The following is a 15,335-nucleotide window of genomic DNA, read 5'->3' on the forward strand; positions in this document are numbered from 1 at the left end:
ATTGCAAATCCAGCCTAGCACTGTCTACCAGTGAAAAGCGCGTTTGTCATTCCGTTCTAGCTCGGAATAACAAACGCGCTTTTCAGTAGCGAAAGTCGCTTAAAACTTATGCCTGACGGCTCTTGTAGTGCACATCCGAAAGGCCGCGCAGGCGCTCCGCCGCCGATTCCGGCGTGATATCCCGCTGCGGATTAGCGAGCAGTTCGTAACCGACCATGAATTTCTTTACTGTGGCCGAACGCAGTAGCGGGGGCAGGAAGTGCATGTGCATGTGCCACGACTCATGCGCTTGCCCGTCGGTAGGGCGTTGGTGAATTCCTGCCGAATAAGGGAAGGAGATTTCGAATAAGTTGTCGTAGCGAATAGTGAGTTGACGCAGAATATCGGCGAAGGCATCGCGCTCGGCATCGGTGAGCTGCTCGATGCTCGTTACGTGGCGGCGCGGCGCCAGCAGCGTTTCGAACGGCCATACGGCCCAGTATGGCACTACCACCACGAAGTGTTCATTCTGAACTACAATACGCGTTTGTTCCTTCAGCTCGATTTCCAGGTAATCCGATAACAGGCTGCGGCCATGCTCCTTAAAGTAGGCTTCCTGCTGCACCGTTTCCTTGGCGGGGTCAACGGGCACGGTACGCTGAGCCCATATCTGGCCGTGCGGATGCGGGTTGCTAGCGCCCATCATCGAGCCTTTGTTCTCGAAGATCTGCACGTAGTTGATGTCGGGCCGGGCGCCGATTTCCTGGTACTGCTGCACCCACACGTCTACCACACCGCGAATAGCCGCCACGTCCATTTCGGGCAGCGTGAGGTCGTGGCGGGGCGAGAAGCAAATCACACGTGCTAAGCCCGATTCGGCTTCGGCCCGGAGCAAGCCACCTAGGTTCACCGAGCCCTGGGGAGCGTCGGTTTGCAAAGCGGCGAAGTCATTGTCGAAGACGAACGTGCTGGTGTACTGTGGGTTCACGATGCCGCCCACGCGGGTGTTGCCAGGGCAGAGGTAGCACGTAGGATCGTAGGCGGGGCGCACTTCCTGCTCGGGCTTTTCCTGCTGGCCTAGCCAGGGGCGCTTCGAGCGGTGCGGCGACACAAGGATCCAGTCGCCCGTGAGCGGGTTAAACCGGCGGTGCGAGTGCTCGGTGGTATCGAAAGCAGACATGAGAGGGTGTTTGAGTAACTGAGTATTTAAGTAACTGAGTGACGAAGTAGCTGAGTAATGTTTTGGCGCCGCCTTACTCCGTTACTCACTTACTCGCTGGCGAAGCCACCGCTTCTACACCACCAACAATCTTGGTTTTATACGTTTCGAGCTTCAGTTGCAGCTTTTCGTGGTAGGCCTGCGTCATGGTAGCCACGAAGTTATCGACCTGATCTGGAGCTACTAGGTTGATGGTGCAGCCGCCGAAGCCACCACCCATCATGCGGGCGCCGTACACGCCGGGCACCGTTCTGGCCACATCCACTAGCACGTCTAGCTCCTTGCAGCTCACTTCATAATCGTCGCGCAGGCCGGCGTGCGAGCCGTACATATCTTGGCCGAACGCCTCCAAGTTGCCTTCTAGCAAGTGGTTGCTGGCCGATTCCACCCGTAGGTTTTCCTCCACCACGTAGCGGCAGCGGCGGTATACCACGTCCCCTAGCTCTTCCCGGTGCTTCTCCACTTGTTCGAGGGTAGCATCGCGCAAGCTGTGCACCTGAGGATAATATTTCTGCAAAATCGCCACGCCTTGCTCGCACTCATGGCGGCGGGTGTTGTACTCGGAGCTAGCCAAGGAGTGCTTCACGCCGGAGTTGCAAAGCACAATGTGGCAATTCTCGGTGTTGAAGGGAAAATACTCGTAGTCAAGAGAACGGCAGTCGAGGCGTACCACATGCTCGGGTCTGCCGAACAGGCTGGCAAACTGATCCATGAGGCCCGAGCGGACGCCAGCGTACTCGTGTTCGGCCTGCTGGCCCATGCGGGCAAGCTCCATGCGGTCGAGGCGGGTGCCAAGCAGCTCGTTCAAGGCGAACCCTAGGCCGCATTCCACCGCCGCCGACGACGACAAGCCTGCTCCTATCGGAATATTACCACCAAACATGCAGTCGAAACCGGGCACCTCAATGCCGCGCTTCTGAAACTGCGCGACCACGCCTTTCAAATAGTTGGCCCACTGCGTCTCGTCGCGGTGAACTTCGCTTATCTCCGTCGTGTACGACTCGTTCAGGTCGTAAGAATGGAGCCGCGCCGTCGTACTATCATTGAGGGCCACGGCAAAGTAAATTTCTTTGTCGATAGCGGCTGGTAGCACAAAACCGCCGTTATAATCTGTGTGCTCACCGATTAGATTAACTCGGCCTGGGGCGCGCACCAGTAGCGGTTCGTGCCCAAAATGACGCTGAAAAGCAGCAGCAATGGACTGAAGGGGCATATGCGGAGGAGATAGTAAGAAACAAGTATACGTGTGGCAATGATAAAGTATTAAAATGACTTGTAAAGATTATGCACGTGCAATCGATTGCAAATGGGCTATCATCTATATGGCATTCAACAAACTAACATGTTTTTGACTGAGTGCATCTTTTTTACTCACTATGTCTACAGGTGAAAACCTAGGTGTGAATGAATCCGTTAAAAAGAGGTTTATCGTACATAATAGGATTAATCCATATGAAAATTGAACGTTATTTATTGACATTATCCTTAATTACTGGTAAAATTGCTGCTGCTTTCTTGCGGAGGAGCAACTTCCTCACTGGCACCCACCAGATCCACCCCCACCGACCGTTAACCAACGGCGTCAACGCTTACTGACTCCCAGCCTTTTTTTCAATCCCCTACTTTTCTAACTCCTCAATTTGCAATCGATTGCAAATGCATGCTATGTGCAATCGATTGCACATGCCAGTTTAGCTTCCCCTTTCTTCCCACAAACCACACATCTTTATGAAAAAGCACGTACCCAAGCTGCCTCAGCTCGCGGCGCCAGCCCTGCTTTGCTGCCTGGCCGCTCAGCCGTTGGCAGCAGCCACGGGTCGCTCAATTGACCTATCCAACGAGGCAGCACTCGTTTATTTCCAAGCGGATGGCCCCGTCAGTGGCCGCATAGTTGACGAGAAAGGTGCCGGATTGCCCGGCGTAAACGTAGTGGTGAAAGGCACTACCAACGGAGCGCAAACCGATGCCGATGGTCGCTTTACCCTAACGGCCCCTAGCAACGCCACACTAGTCGTTTCTTTCGTAGGCTATACTGCCCAGGAAGTTGCCGTAGGAGGCCGCACCGCTATTAACATTTCGTTGGCGCCGGATACCAAAACGCTCAACGATGTGGTCGTGGTAGGTTATCTGACCCAGAACCGCGAGCAAGTAACAGGTTCTGTAGCCACCGTTAGCGGCACCGACGTGCGCCGGGCCCCGGTGGCTACCCTAGCCGAAGGTATCCAAGGTCGCTTGCCGGGCGTGCAAGTCACGAGCTCGGGCGTGCCGGGCCAAGCTCCCACCGTAAATATTCGCGGTATTGGAAGCCTAGGTAGTGGCAGCGGCCCACTGTACGTAGTAGATGGACTTTGGACCACCAACCTGCGCGATTTCAATCCTCAGGATGTGGAAAGCGTGCAGGTGCTGAAGGACGCTGCCTCTCTGGCGCCCTACGGCTCCAGCGGTGCTAACGGGGTGATTATCATCACGACCCGCCGCGGCAAGGCCGGCACACCCGCTGTTAGCTTCAACGCCTACGCTGGGGTGCAGAACATCACCAAGACGTACGACCTGATGAATGCCCAAAACTGGGCAACCATCAACAACCAAGCGCACGATAACGCCCCAGGTGTTCCTCGGCTTCCATATGCCAACACGCTACCCCTAGGTGCTAACGGCCAAGTAATTGATACGGACTGGCAGAAAGAGTTCATCAAGCAGGGCTCGGTACAGGACTACAACCTGAACTTTTCGGGTGGTAGCAAAGGAGAGAACAACTCGACCAACTTCCTGATTGGTGCGGGTTATTTCAAACAGAACGGCACCGTTGTCGGACCTAAGTTTGAGCGCTACAGCGTCCGGATCAACTCGGGTTTCTCGCGTGGCAAATTGCGCGTAGGCGAAAGCCTACTACTCACCCGCACGAACCAGACACGTATCAACGGAACCCCGTTCAACGACATTCTGCGCATGCTACCGGTGATTCCGGTGAAGGATCCGACCAAATCGGGAGGTTATGGCTACGGCGATACCAATGCTAGTACCTTCGGCACCAACCCCATCGCGCTGCAAAACCTGTTTAACAACACAGGCACTTCTAACCGCCTACAGGGTAGCATCTTCGGCGAGTTCGACATTACGAGCTTTCTGCGCTACCGCCTCAACCTAGGTACGGAGTTTCACGCCTACCACGACCGCGAAAAGCGGCAATACGGACAGTGGCGGCAAAATGACCCGCTGAACCCTTCTTCCTACGCCGAGAACCAGGGCAACGAGCTGTTTGGCCTCGCCGAGAATACGCTGACCTTTGATAGAAGCTTCGGCGACCACAACCTAACGGCCGTAGCGGGTTATAGCCGGCAGCGCCAGCACAACGAGTTTACGCGCGGCCTCAACAACGATTACGGCACCGGCCCCGTGTACTACTGGGCGTTGAGCGCAGGCAGCACTGCGCCACAAGTAACGGGCAACGAATACACCTGGACGAAGGAATCGTATTTCGGACAGCTGTCGTACGATTACAACCAGCGCTACTTGCTCACGGGCGCCATCCGTCGCGACGGTTCTTCGCGCTTCGCTGACCGCTGGGGCACCTTCTGGGCGGCGTCAGCAGGCTGGCGTATTTCCAAGGAAGAGTTCTTCCAGGAAGCCACCGATGTGGTTAGCAACCTCAAGCTGCGCGCTAGCTACGGAGCAAACGGCAACGACTTCATCACCGGCGCTTACGGTGGCTCTTATAGCTACCTAGGCACGATCAACCCGAACGTTAACTACCCGCTCGGCTCCAGCCAGACGATTATTAACGGCCAATCGCAAACGCAGCTAGCTAGCAACAACATTACTTGGGAAGAGCGCCGCACCACCAACCTAGGTTTTGATGCTGGCTTCTTGGAAGACCGCTTCACGCTCTCGGCCGACTACTACATTTCGCAGACGCGCAACGCATTGGTTAACCCACCTATTGCGACCTTCTACGGCAACGCTGGTGATAACCCCTACCAACCCATCGGGCGCCTGGAAAACCGCGGCTTTGAGTTTGCGTTGGGCTACAACCAGAATAAAGGGCCATTCACGTACAGCGTAACGGGCAACCTGACCACGCTGAAAAACCGGGTTACGCGCTTAGTAAACAACTCTGGACAAGCATTTAACTTCGTAGGTGGCGCAGCTGACGCCGCCCGGACGGAAGCTGGCTATGAGGTTGGTTCTTTCTACCTGTATCAATTTGATGGCATCTTCCAGCAGGGCGACAACATTGCTTCCAGTGCACAGCCGCTCGCCTCACCTGGCGACGTACGCTATAAGGACCTGAACAATGATGGTGTTATCGACCCGCAAGACCGCGCCCACGTCGGACGAGTATTTCCAAAGATCCAGTACGGCCTGAACCTGACGGCTGCCTATGGCAACTTCGACCTAGTAGCCTTCTTCCAGGGTGTGCAGGGCAACGACGTGCTAAACGTGGGCAAGTGGTGGCTTGACCGCACCGACGATAACAGCAACTACCGCCGCGACTTCAGCCCCTGGACCCCGCAGAACCCCTCGACGACTACCCCACGGGCCATTATTGCTGGAGCAACCGGCGACACGCCTGAAGCTCGTTCGGCAGCTTATGCCGCTGGCACCAACTCATTCCTGAACTCGACTCGTTGGTTGGAAAACGGCTCTTATCTGCGCCTGAAGAACGTGCAGATTGGCTATACCATCCCAAAGTCGGTAGTTGAGCGGGTGAAAGGCATCGGCAGCTTGCGCGTCTACGTGACGGGTCAGAATGTCTTCACCATCACCAAGTACTCCGGCTACGACCCCGAAACGGTAGGTAGTGGCACACTAGCGCGCGGTGTCGATGATGGCAGCTACCCCAATATCCGCACGTTCACGGCTGGCTTGCAGCTTGGCTTCTAAGGCGGTGCTTTCTGTTTTTATTTCTTCCGATTTCTCTCATGAAACGATATAAACTTTCACTGGCGGCGCTGCTCGGCGGCCTGCTACTCACGACGGCCTGCGAAAAGGATCTGCTAAACCAGCCGAACCCGAACCAGCCCACCACCGAATCGTTTTGGGCCAACAGCAACGACGCCGTAAAAGGCGTAAATGCGGCCTACAGCGGCCTCCAGCAGCTCGGCACTTACCGCCGCTGGCTCAACTTTGCCTACGACTTGCGCTCCGACGATGGCTTCAGCAACAGCCCCTGGGGGGAGCTAGCTAGCTTCACCAAGTTTGTGCTGACCAACTACAACTTCGAGGTATCGGATAACCTGTGGCGCGACAACTACCGCGCTATTTGGCGCACCAACCAGGTGATTACCAACGTGCCGAATATCTCGGCCACGAACATCGACGAGACGCTACGCAAGCGGGTAATAGCGGAAGCTAAGTTCCTGCGTGCGCTGTATTACTTCAACCTGGTGTCGCTCTACGGCAACGTGCCGATTCTGCTCACGCCCTCTGATCCTACCATTCTGCCGCCCCAATCTTTGGAGCCCCAGGTGTGGGAGCAGATCATTGCCGACCTGCAAGCCGCCAAGGCCGACCTGCCTGCTAGCTACACCGGCAACGATGTGGGCCGTGCTACGAGTGGCGCCGCTACGACGCTGCTAGGCAAAGCATACATGCAAACCAAACAGTGGGCTCTTGCTTCGGCTCAGTTTCAGGAAGTAATCGGCTCGAACCGCTACAGCCTTACGGCCGCTTACACGGACAACTTCCGCCACACCAGCGAGAACAACTCCGAGTCTATCTTCGAGGTACAGTTTTCGGATGCCAAGCTAGGTGGTAACGACCAAGACGACGCCACCTCTTCGGAGGGCGGCCAACGCTCGCAGTTCTGGGGGGCGCCCAACGCCGGCGGCTTCGTAGACGGCGAAGTACGCCCGTGGGTGGTAAACGAGTTCTTGCAGGAAGGCACCGCTGCTGGTACCCGCGACCCGCGCCTGGCCGCTACGGTGTTCTATAACCGCACGCAGTTTGCCACTTCGCTGCCAACAGATGCTGATACGCTGGTCTACGGCGTTGGCTTCCTGACCCGCTATAAGAGCAGTGCCACTAACCGCGTGCGCGTGTACTGGCGCAAGTACCAAACCGACTACTACCGCAACTTCGAGAACTTCGACTCGCCCATCAACCACCGGGTAATGCGCTTCGCCGATGTGCTGCTGTTGCAAGCCGAAGCATTGAATGAGCAAGGCCAAACGGCTACTGCTATTCCGCTCATCAACCGCGTGCGTACTCGTGCAGGCCTGGCGCCACTGGTAGCCGGCAACTTCAACCAAGCGAGCTTGAAGCGGCAAATCATGCACGAGCGAATAACGGAGCTCACGGGCGAAGGCTTACGCTGGTTTGACTTGCAGCGTTGGGGTATGCTCAACAACCAAGCTGATGTGGATCAACTGAAGGCCCGCGATGTCGACTTCAGCAACTTCGTGGTAGGCAAGTCGCGCTTGTTGCCTATCCTACAACGCGACATTGACCTAGCTAGGCTTCAGCAAAACCCAGGCTGGTAAGCCTCTTGGCGGTTGCCTGTTGCTAACAGCCGCTCCGGCCTCGTACCGGGGCGGCTGTTTTGTTAAAAGCTAGGTTTTCACCTCTTACTTCTTCTCGATGGCAATCTTTCCCTCTTCCTGGCGCCTGTTGGCCGTGGCCTTGCTGCTTACGGCTGGTGCTTGTAAAGACTCTGGTGGGAGCAGTACGCCGGCGCCCGCGCCGCCTACGCCCGCCCCTCCTACCGCAGCTACTTATACCAACCCGCTACTTCCTTCTGGCCCCGACCCATGGGTGTACCAGAAAGATGGTTTCTACTACTACATGCAAACCACCGGCAACAACCTGGTGATTCGCAAAACGGCAAAAGTATCGGAGCTAGGATCGGCGGTGAGCACCGTTATCTGGACGCCGCCCAGCAACGGGGGCAACTCCCGCAACATCTGGGCGCCGGAGCTACACTTCCTCGATGGTAAGTGGTACGTGTACTTTACGGCCGGGCCGGGCGCCGATGCTGGGCAGCGCACCTGGGTACTGGAAAACCCCGCCACTGACCCCACCACGGGCACCTGGACGGAGAAAGGCCGCGTCTATAACCCCACGGAGGACTACTGGGCCATCGACGGGACGGTGCTGGAACAGAACGGCAAGCGCTACTTCTTGTGGTCGGGGTGGCCGGCGGGCAGCGGCGGCGAGCAACGCCTGTATATCTCAGAGATGAGCAACCCCTGGACACTTATTGGTCCCCGGGTAGAGTTGTCGCGCCCCCAGTACTCCTGGGAAAAGAACGGCTTCGGCGTGAATGAAGGCCCCGAAATCCTGAAGCACGGCGACAAAACCTACGTGGTGTATTCGGCAAGCTTTTGCGGCACCGACGACTACGCTCTCGGTCTGCTGACCGCCACGGCCACTGCTGACCCACTGACCCCAACGGCCTGGACCAAAACGGCAACGCCCGTATTTGTAAAGAGCAATGGTGCCTACGGACCAGGCCACAACGCCTTTTTCAAGTCGAAGGACGGCGCCGAAGACTGGATCATCTACCACGCCAACAACAGCGCTGGCCAGGGCTGTGGCGACGTGCGTAACCCGCGCATTCAGAAATTTACCTGGAATACCGATGGCACCCCGAACTTCGGGGTGCCCGCTGCCATCAATACAGCCTTGCCGCGCCCCAGTGGCGAATAAGTTGTCTTTCCACCTTTCTCCCTGCAACTGTGCTGCTTTCTAACCTCAAACACACGCTTTCCTCCCTGCTAGTAGGAGCTTTGCTGCTACCTAGCTGCCAGCAACACGCCGCCACTGGCACCACCGACACGGCTACCACGCCGACGGCTAGCGCGGAAGCGCCCATCACCAACCCCGTGCTGGCTGGCGACTACCCTGACCCGTCGGTTACGAAAATCGGGGATACGTACTGGGCCACGGCGACTACCTCCAACTGGGGCGCTATCTTCCCGTTGCTCAAGTCGAAAGACCTTACCAATTGGCAATTGGTAGGGCACGTTTTCCCGGATGGGCCGCCCGCGTGGGCTGACTACTACTTCTGGGCGCCCGAAATCAGCGAGGATGGCGGCAAGGTGTACGTGTACTACACCGCACACCGCAAAGGCGGGCCGCTGAGCGTGGGCGTGGCGCGCGCCGACAATCCCGCCGGGCCCTACCAGGACCTAGGTCCGCTGGTTGGCCAGCCCGACGGCTCCATTGATGCCTTTCCGATGCGGGATGAAAACGGAGTGGCGTACCTAATTTGGAAAGAAGACGGCAACAGTGCAAACAAGCCCACTCCTATTTGGGCCCAACGCATCAATGATGCGCACACAGCCCTGACGGGCGAAAAAACCGAGCTATTCCGCAACACTGCTCCCTGGGAAGGCAACCTAGTGGAAGGCGTGAGCATGGTGCGGCACGAGGGCTACTTCTACGCTTTTTACGCGGCGAACGGCTGCTGCGGCCGGGGCTGTACCTACGCTACCGGCGTGGCCCGGTCGCGCAGCTTGCTAGGTCCTTGGGAAAAGTATGCGCAGAACCCCATTCTGGTTAAGAACGACGTGTGGACCTGCCCCGGTCACGGCACGGCCATTAGCCGCGGCAACCGGTGGTTTATGCTGCACCACGCCTACAACACCAATGGGTTTGAGAACGTAGGCCGCCAAGGCGTGCTCAGCGAGTTTCGGTGGAACGCCGATGGCTGGCCTGAGTTCCTGGACAACCACAGCGTACCGACAGCCCTTGCCGCTAACACCAGCCGGCGCGACTTCTCGGATGAGTTCAACGGCTCCACGCTCGCCCCAACCTGGCAGTGGCCGGTGGAGGAGAAACCCCAATTTGCGCTGCGCGGCGGCAAGCTGCTGCTCACTGCCCGCACCGACCACAGCGGCGCGGCGCTCGGCCAAAGCCTAGCCGTGGCCGATTATACCGCCACCACTACCCTCGACCCCACGGCGCTGCCGGCTAGCACCGTAGCCGGCCTAGCTGCCCTCGGCGACCCCAACAACACGTTGGCGCTAGTGGCAGGTGAGGGCAAGTTGCGCCTTCGTCAGATGAAAGGAGGAAAGCCTCAAATGCTAGGTGAAGTAGCCTTGCCAGCGGGCAAAGCGCTGCACTTGCAGTTGCAGGCACGCAGCGGCAACCAGTACCGCTTCAGCTGGAGCACGGACGGCAAAACCTGGCAAAACCTGCCCGCCGACGGCGCCGCGGTGGATGGCTCTTTCCTGCCACCCTGGGACCGGGGCGTGCGGGTGGGCGTGTTGGCCCAGGGCCCTTCCACGGCTACGGTGGGCTTCGAAGGGTTTCAGATAGCTAGCCTTACGCGCTAAAGCAGGCAGCAGTAAGCAAGCCGTTCGCCATTTGCTGAAAGGCTCCGCTGGTATTCTTGTTGGTTTCTCTCCCATCTATTCCTTGTCTATGCCTCGCTTCTTCTATCGGGTGTTTTTGGTTGGCTTCTGCTTGCTTAGCTATGGCAGCCAGGCACAATCGCCGGCGAAAACCTTCACGAATCCGCTGCTTGCCAATGGTCCTGATCCGTGGGTGATTCGTCAGGGCGGCTACTATTATTACCTGAATACGATGGGCAACCGGCTCGCCATTCGCAAGACGAAGGCGCTAAGCCAACTAGCCGCAGCGGAGCCCGTTACCGTGTGGACGCCGCCCGCCACCGGCCCTAACGCCCGCGACATTTGGGCACCCGAGCTGCACCACTTAGCCGGCAAATGGTATCTCTACTACACCGCCACCGACGCCCAGCACCCCAGCGACGCGACACGCGCGGTGTTTGTGCTGGAAAATAGCGCCCCCGACCCTACTACTGGCACCTGGATCGACCGGGGCAAGGTCAACACTAAATACTCAGGCTTGGATGGGTCGGTATTTGAGGACCGTGGCCAGCTGTATTTTCTGTATTCGGCTTACGTGGGACCACAGAGCGTGCTGTGCCTAGCGCCGCTGCAAAATCCCTGGACCGTGAAAGCAGACCAAGAGGTTATCATTGCCACCCCAACGTTTGCGTGGGAAAAGGGCGGCGGCCGGCAGATTCTGGAAGGACCTGAATTTTTGCGCGGCAAAAAAGGGCAGGTTTTTATCGTGTACTCGGCCAGTGCCTGCTGGGACGACAATTATTCCCTGGGTATGCTCACGGCGAAGGGCAACGCCAACTTGCTGCAAGCTAGCTCCTGGACGAAGTCGCCCGAGCCGGTCTTCCACAAATCGGTGGAGAACAGCGTGTACGGCCCCGGCCACAACAGCTTCACCACTTCCCCCGACGGCCGGCAGGACTGGATTGTGTACCACGCCAAAAATGCGGCTACCGGCGAGTGCGCAGCCCGCAGCCTGCGCGCTCAGGCCTTCACCTGGAACCCCGATGGCACGCCGCATTTCGGGGCCCCGCTCTCGACCAAGCAGCCCATCCCTAGCCCGTCGGGCGAATAAGAACAGTGCCTGAAAGTCGCTGGTAGCCTGTCATTCCGAGCAGCGCGAGCAAGTTAGGGGAGCTGTTCTCACGGCAACCTCCGATTTCTCGCCCTGCTCGGAATGACTTTTTTGTCGCCATTGTGAGACTAAAAGCGCCCAATGCAGTTATATCCTAACAACTAGCCGAACGGAGGATTGATTATGGAACAACAGATTCAGGAGCAAGTGCAGGACTACTACGGCACGCAGCTAGCTTCCAGCCAAGATCTGAAAACCAACGCTTGCTGCACCACCGATGTACCAGCGGCGCATAAGAAAATACTGGCCACGCTCGAAGCCGAAGTACTGGAGAAATATTACGGTTGCGGCGTGTGCGTGCCCGCGGCAGTGCAGGGCTGCACGGTGCTCGACCTAGGCTCGGGCAGCGGGCGCGACGCGTACCTGCTCTCTAGCTTAGTGGGCGAGCAGGGCCACGTTATCGGGGTCGACATGACCGACGAGCAACTGGCGGTGGCGCGGCGCCACGTGCAGACGCACACGGAGCGCTTCGGCTACGCTCGCCCGAACGTGGAGTTCCGCAAAGGCTACATCGAAAACCTAGCCAGCGCCGCTATTGCCGACAACAGCGTGGACGTGGTAGTGAGCAACTGCGTGCTTAATCTTAGCACGGACAAAGCCGCTACCTACCGCGAGATTTTTCGGGTGCTGAAGCCCGGCGGCGAGCTATACATTTCTGATGTATTTGCCGACCGCCGGGTGCCCGAGGCACTGCGCCACGACCCCGTACTGTACGGCGAATGCCTGAGCGGGGCGCTGTACATCGAGGATTTTCGGCGCCTGTTGCGCGACCTAGGTATTCGCGACTACCGCCTCACGGAGCAGCGCCAGCTTACCATCAACAACGAAGAGATTGAGCGAAAAGTCGGCAACATTAAGTTCTACTCCATGACGGTGCGCGCCTTCAAGCTCGACCTGGAAGACCAGTGCGAGGACTACGGCCAAGTAGCTACTTACTTAGGTGCTGCCCCGGATGAGCCCCACGGTTTTCGCCTCGACGACCATCATTACTTTGAAACTGGCCGCCCGGTGCTCGTGTGTGGCAACACCGCCGACATGCTCACCTACACGCGCTACGGCCAGTACTTCCGCGTAGATGGCAGCAAGGAGCGGCACTTCGGCTTGTTTGACTGCAGCTCACCAACCGCTAGCACGTCATCCTCGACTGAAGCAGCTAGCTCCTGCGGCTGCTAACCCCTGCCGGTCCGACGCCCTAGACATCCGACCGGTTGATGTTAAAACGATCTACTACAACGATGCACTGAGCTCGTGCAAGCGTCACCCGTTGAATGCAGCCGACAATCGGTCGGACGCCTAGGGCGTCGGACCGGCGGCTGATAGAAAAAGCAAGAGCCTGCGGTGCACACCGCAGGCTCTTGCTTTTTCTATCAGCCGCTAGCTTACTTCTTAGCGTAGTTCTTATAACGTACGGGGTCTTTTTTCTTGTCTTTGTTGCGGCCAATTAATCCGCCGCCGACGGCACCAGCAGCGGCACCAATAACGGCACCTTTACCACCGCCAATGACGGCACCCGTTACGGCACCAGCACCACCACCAATGGCAGCGCCTTTTGCTTTCTTGCTCCATCCTTTCTTTGGAGCTGTCTGAGCCTGAGTGAATTCGCTGCCGAGCGTGAAGAAGGCTAGCAGCATGATGACGAATACTTTGAAAACTTTCATGACGTCTGAAGTTGAATATTGCTACTCACTGAAGAGTAATAGGTGGAGCTTATGAGGAATTTAACGCAGTCCAATTTCTCTTGGTTACGTTACATTATCGAAATTTTTAGCTGAACCGTTGCGGACCACCACTCTGCGGGGTTTAGCCGTATAAGCGGCTTCACGAAATGCCTTTTTAGACGTATGACGCAGGCTTGGTTTATTGGGTGTTCCGGCTATCATTATCGGCACTGGAAAGAGCGCTTTTATCCGCCAGGCTTGCCTCAGCGTCGTTGGTTTGAGTTCTATAGCCAGCACTTCAACACGCTGGAGCTGAACGTTACATTTTACCGCTTTCCGCAGGTATCTTTCTTGCAGAACTGGCACGCGCAGAGCCCGGATACGTTTCGCTTTTCGGTGAAGGCACCTAGGTTGATTACGCACTACAAGCAGTTTCACGAATCGGCGCAGCTGCTCGCCGATTTCTACCAGACCATTCAACTTGGCTTGCAGGAAAAGCTAGGGGCTGTGCTGTTTCAGTTGCCTCCCAAAATGGCTTATACCCCCGAGCGGCTCCAACGCATCATTGGCAGCCTCGACCCGGCATTCCGTAACGTGCTAGAACCGCGCCACGCAAGCTGGTGGCAGCCTACTATTTACGAAGAGCTAGCCCAGCACGGCATCAGCTTCTGCGGCATGAGCCACCCAGATCTGCCCCGCGACGTGGTAGCCAACACCGACGTGCTCTACTACCGCCTGCATGGCGTGCCCGAGTTGTACAAGTCGCCCTACGCCGTGGAGGAGTTGCGCGCCCTTGCCCAGCAGATTCAAGCGCCCGAGCAGGTACAGGAAGTATACATCTATTTCAACAACGATATCGACGCCTCGGCCATTCTGAATGCGCAGCAGCTCCAGGAGTTGATGTCGTAGGCACGCGCCGCAACGCGCACTACCTAGCCTGCCAGCCCACCCCTTCCTTGAGCGCCATAAACACGCTATCAGGCAGATTCTTGCTGCGCAAGGCTTTGCGCAAATCCGTGACGGGCTCGGTCAGGCCATCATCGGCGAGCTGAAAGGTACCGAAGTGCGTGGCGATGCTGCGGGTAGCACCTAGGTCGAGGGCGGCTTGTACAGCCTCGGCCGGGTCCATGTGAATGGGCTGCATAAACCACCGCGGCCGGTACGCTCCGATGGGCAAGATGGCCAAGCGAATAGGCGCAAACTGCTGCCCAATGGCTTTGAAGTGGGGCCCGTAGCCCGTATCACCGGCGTAATACAAGCTGCCGCGCGTTGTCTGGAAAAGGTAGCTTACCCAAAGCGTAGCGTCACGGTCGCCCAGGCCCCGGCCGCTAAAGTGCTGCGCCGGCGTGCACGTGAGCCTCACCAAGGGGCTCAGTGGCACGGCTTGGTTCCAGTCGAGGTCGGTGGCGTTCGGAATTTTCTCCTGCTTCAGCAGCGCACTTACCCCTAGGCCCGCAAAAATGCGCGGTTGGTCGCGGGCCGCGAGGCGGCGCAGCGTGGGCACGTCGAGGTGGTCGTAGTGGTTGTGACTGATGACTACCACATCAATTTTGGGCAGATCCTCAAACCGCAGCCCCGGCGGGCGCAGGCGCTTCGGCCCAATCCATTCGTAGGGGCTGGTTCGCTCGCTCCAGATCGGGTCGGTGAGAATGTTCAGGCTGTCGAACTGTAGCAGAAACGTGCCGTGGTTGACGAACGTCACACGCAGCTCGCCCCTGCCCACGCGGGCGGGCGGCTTCGGTCCGTAGGGCAGGTTAGGCTGGTCGGGGAAGTACCCTTTGTCGCGGTGCAGGTACCACCGCAGCACTGGCCCTAGGCCTTCCTGCCCGTGCACGTCGCCCGCATTTTTAAACTTCTTGCCACCAAAATGGTCCGAAGCGGGCCCCTGGTAATGCGGTGCCGACAGCGCGCAACCTAGCCCGAAGGCTCCGGCGGCAAGCCCCACGATGACTAGCACAATCCAAAGCAAATAACGACGACGAGGTGCGGGCATACGGATGCAGGTTAGGTTAGTGGCGGACCGGAGTCGACGC

The 15,335-nt window shown here is 57.8% G+C and carries 11 protein-coding genes; 7 read left to right on the forward strand and 4 right to left on the reverse strand.

What is annotated here, in order from left to right:
• Nucleotides 1–106: 106 nt before the first annotated feature.
• Nucleotides 107–1,159 carry a UDP-glucose--hexose-1-phosphate uridylyltransferase gene (locus tag BXP70_RS11475; RefSeq protein ID WP_086594225.1) on the reverse strand — a complete coding sequence of 351 codons (1,053 nt, stop codon included), beginning with the start codon at nucleotides 1,157–1,159 and terminating at the stop codon, nucleotides 107–109.
• Between the two features lie 85 nt (nucleotides 1,160–1,244).
• The gene (locus BXP70_RS11480) at nucleotides 1,245–2,411 is read right to left on the reverse strand and encodes a galactokinase (RefSeq protein WP_086594226.1); all 1,167 of its coding nucleotides are present in this window, start codon (nucleotides 2,409–2,411) and stop codon (nucleotides 1,245–1,247) included.
• A 515-nt stretch (nucleotides 2,412–2,926) separates the two neighbouring features.
• On the opposite strand from BXP70_RS11480, the gene BXP70_RS11485 reads away from it, so the two are divergent.
• The 6 genes from BXP70_RS11485 (at nucleotide 2,927) to BXP70_RS11510 (ending at nucleotide 12,817) form a co-directional block, all read left to right on the forward strand.
• Nucleotides 2,927–6,082, forward strand: coding sequence for a SusC/RagA family TonB-linked outer membrane protein (locus BXP70_RS11485; protein ID WP_086594227.1), 3,156 nt, complete (start codon nucleotides 2,927–2,929; stop codon nucleotides 6,080–6,082).
• Nucleotides 6,083–6,120: 38 nt separating this feature from the next.
• The gene (locus BXP70_RS11490; RefSeq protein ID WP_086594228.1) at nucleotides 6,121–7,680 is read left to right on the forward strand and encodes a RagB/SusD family nutrient uptake outer membrane protein; all 1,560 of its coding nucleotides are present in this window, start codon (nucleotides 6,121–6,123) and stop codon (nucleotides 7,678–7,680) included.
• Between the two features lie 97 nt (nucleotides 7,681–7,777).
• Nucleotides 7,778–8,845 carry a glycoside hydrolase family 43 protein gene (locus tag BXP70_RS11495; protein WP_086594229.1) on the forward strand — a complete coding sequence of 356 codons (1,068 nt, stop codon included), beginning with the start codon at nucleotides 7,778–7,780 and terminating at the stop codon, nucleotides 8,843–8,845.
• Between the two features lie 29 nt (nucleotides 8,846–8,874).
• Nucleotides 8,875–10,476, forward strand: coding sequence for a family 43 glycosylhydrolase (locus BXP70_RS11500; protein ID WP_245849607.1), 1,602 nt, complete (start codon nucleotides 8,875–8,877; stop codon nucleotides 10,474–10,476).
• Nucleotides 10,477–10,564: 88 nt separating this feature from the next.
• Complete coding sequence (locus BXP70_RS11505) at nucleotides 10,565–11,584, forward strand: glycoside hydrolase family 43 protein (protein WP_086594502.1); 1,020 nt, start codon at nucleotides 10,565–10,567, stop codon at nucleotides 11,582–11,584.
• A gap of 183 nt (nucleotides 11,585–11,767) precedes the next feature.
• Nucleotides 11,768–12,817 (forward strand): methyltransferase domain-containing protein, encoded by a 1,050-nt coding sequence (locus BXP70_RS11510; RefSeq protein ID WP_086594230.1) that lies wholly within the window; start codon nucleotides 11,768–11,770, stop codon nucleotides 12,815–12,817.
• 206 nt (nucleotides 12,818–13,023) lie between these two features.
• Here the strand turns inward: BXP70_RS11510 and BXP70_RS11515 are convergent, their stop codons facing one another.
• The gene (locus tag BXP70_RS11515; protein ID WP_086594231.1) at nucleotides 13,024–13,302 is read right to left on the reverse strand and encodes a YMGG-like glycine zipper-containing protein; all 279 of its coding nucleotides are present in this window, start codon (nucleotides 13,300–13,302) and stop codon (nucleotides 13,024–13,026) included.
• 183 nt (nucleotides 13,303–13,485) lie between these two features.
• Here BXP70_RS11515 and BXP70_RS11520 point away from each other — a divergent pair, with 183 nt between their 5' ends.
• Complete coding sequence (locus BXP70_RS11520) at nucleotides 13,486–14,211, forward strand: DUF72 domain-containing protein (RefSeq protein WP_086594232.1); 726 nt, start codon at nucleotides 13,486–13,488, stop codon at nucleotides 14,209–14,211.
• Nucleotides 14,212–14,230: 19 nt separating this feature from the next.
• Here the strand turns inward: BXP70_RS11520 and BXP70_RS11525 are convergent, their stop codons facing one another.
• On the reverse strand, nucleotides 14,231–15,295 hold the full coding sequence (locus BXP70_RS11525) for an MBL fold metallo-hydrolase (RefSeq protein ID WP_086594233.1): 1,065 nt from the start codon (nucleotides 15,293–15,295) through the stop codon (nucleotides 14,231–14,233).
• Between the last annotated feature and the right edge of the window lie 40 nt (nucleotides 15,296–15,335).

It is taken from the genome of Hymenobacter crusticola (assembly GCF_002154225.1).
GTDB lineage: Bacteria > Bacteroidota > Bacteroidia > Cytophagales > Hymenobacteraceae > Hymenobacter > Hymenobacter crusticola.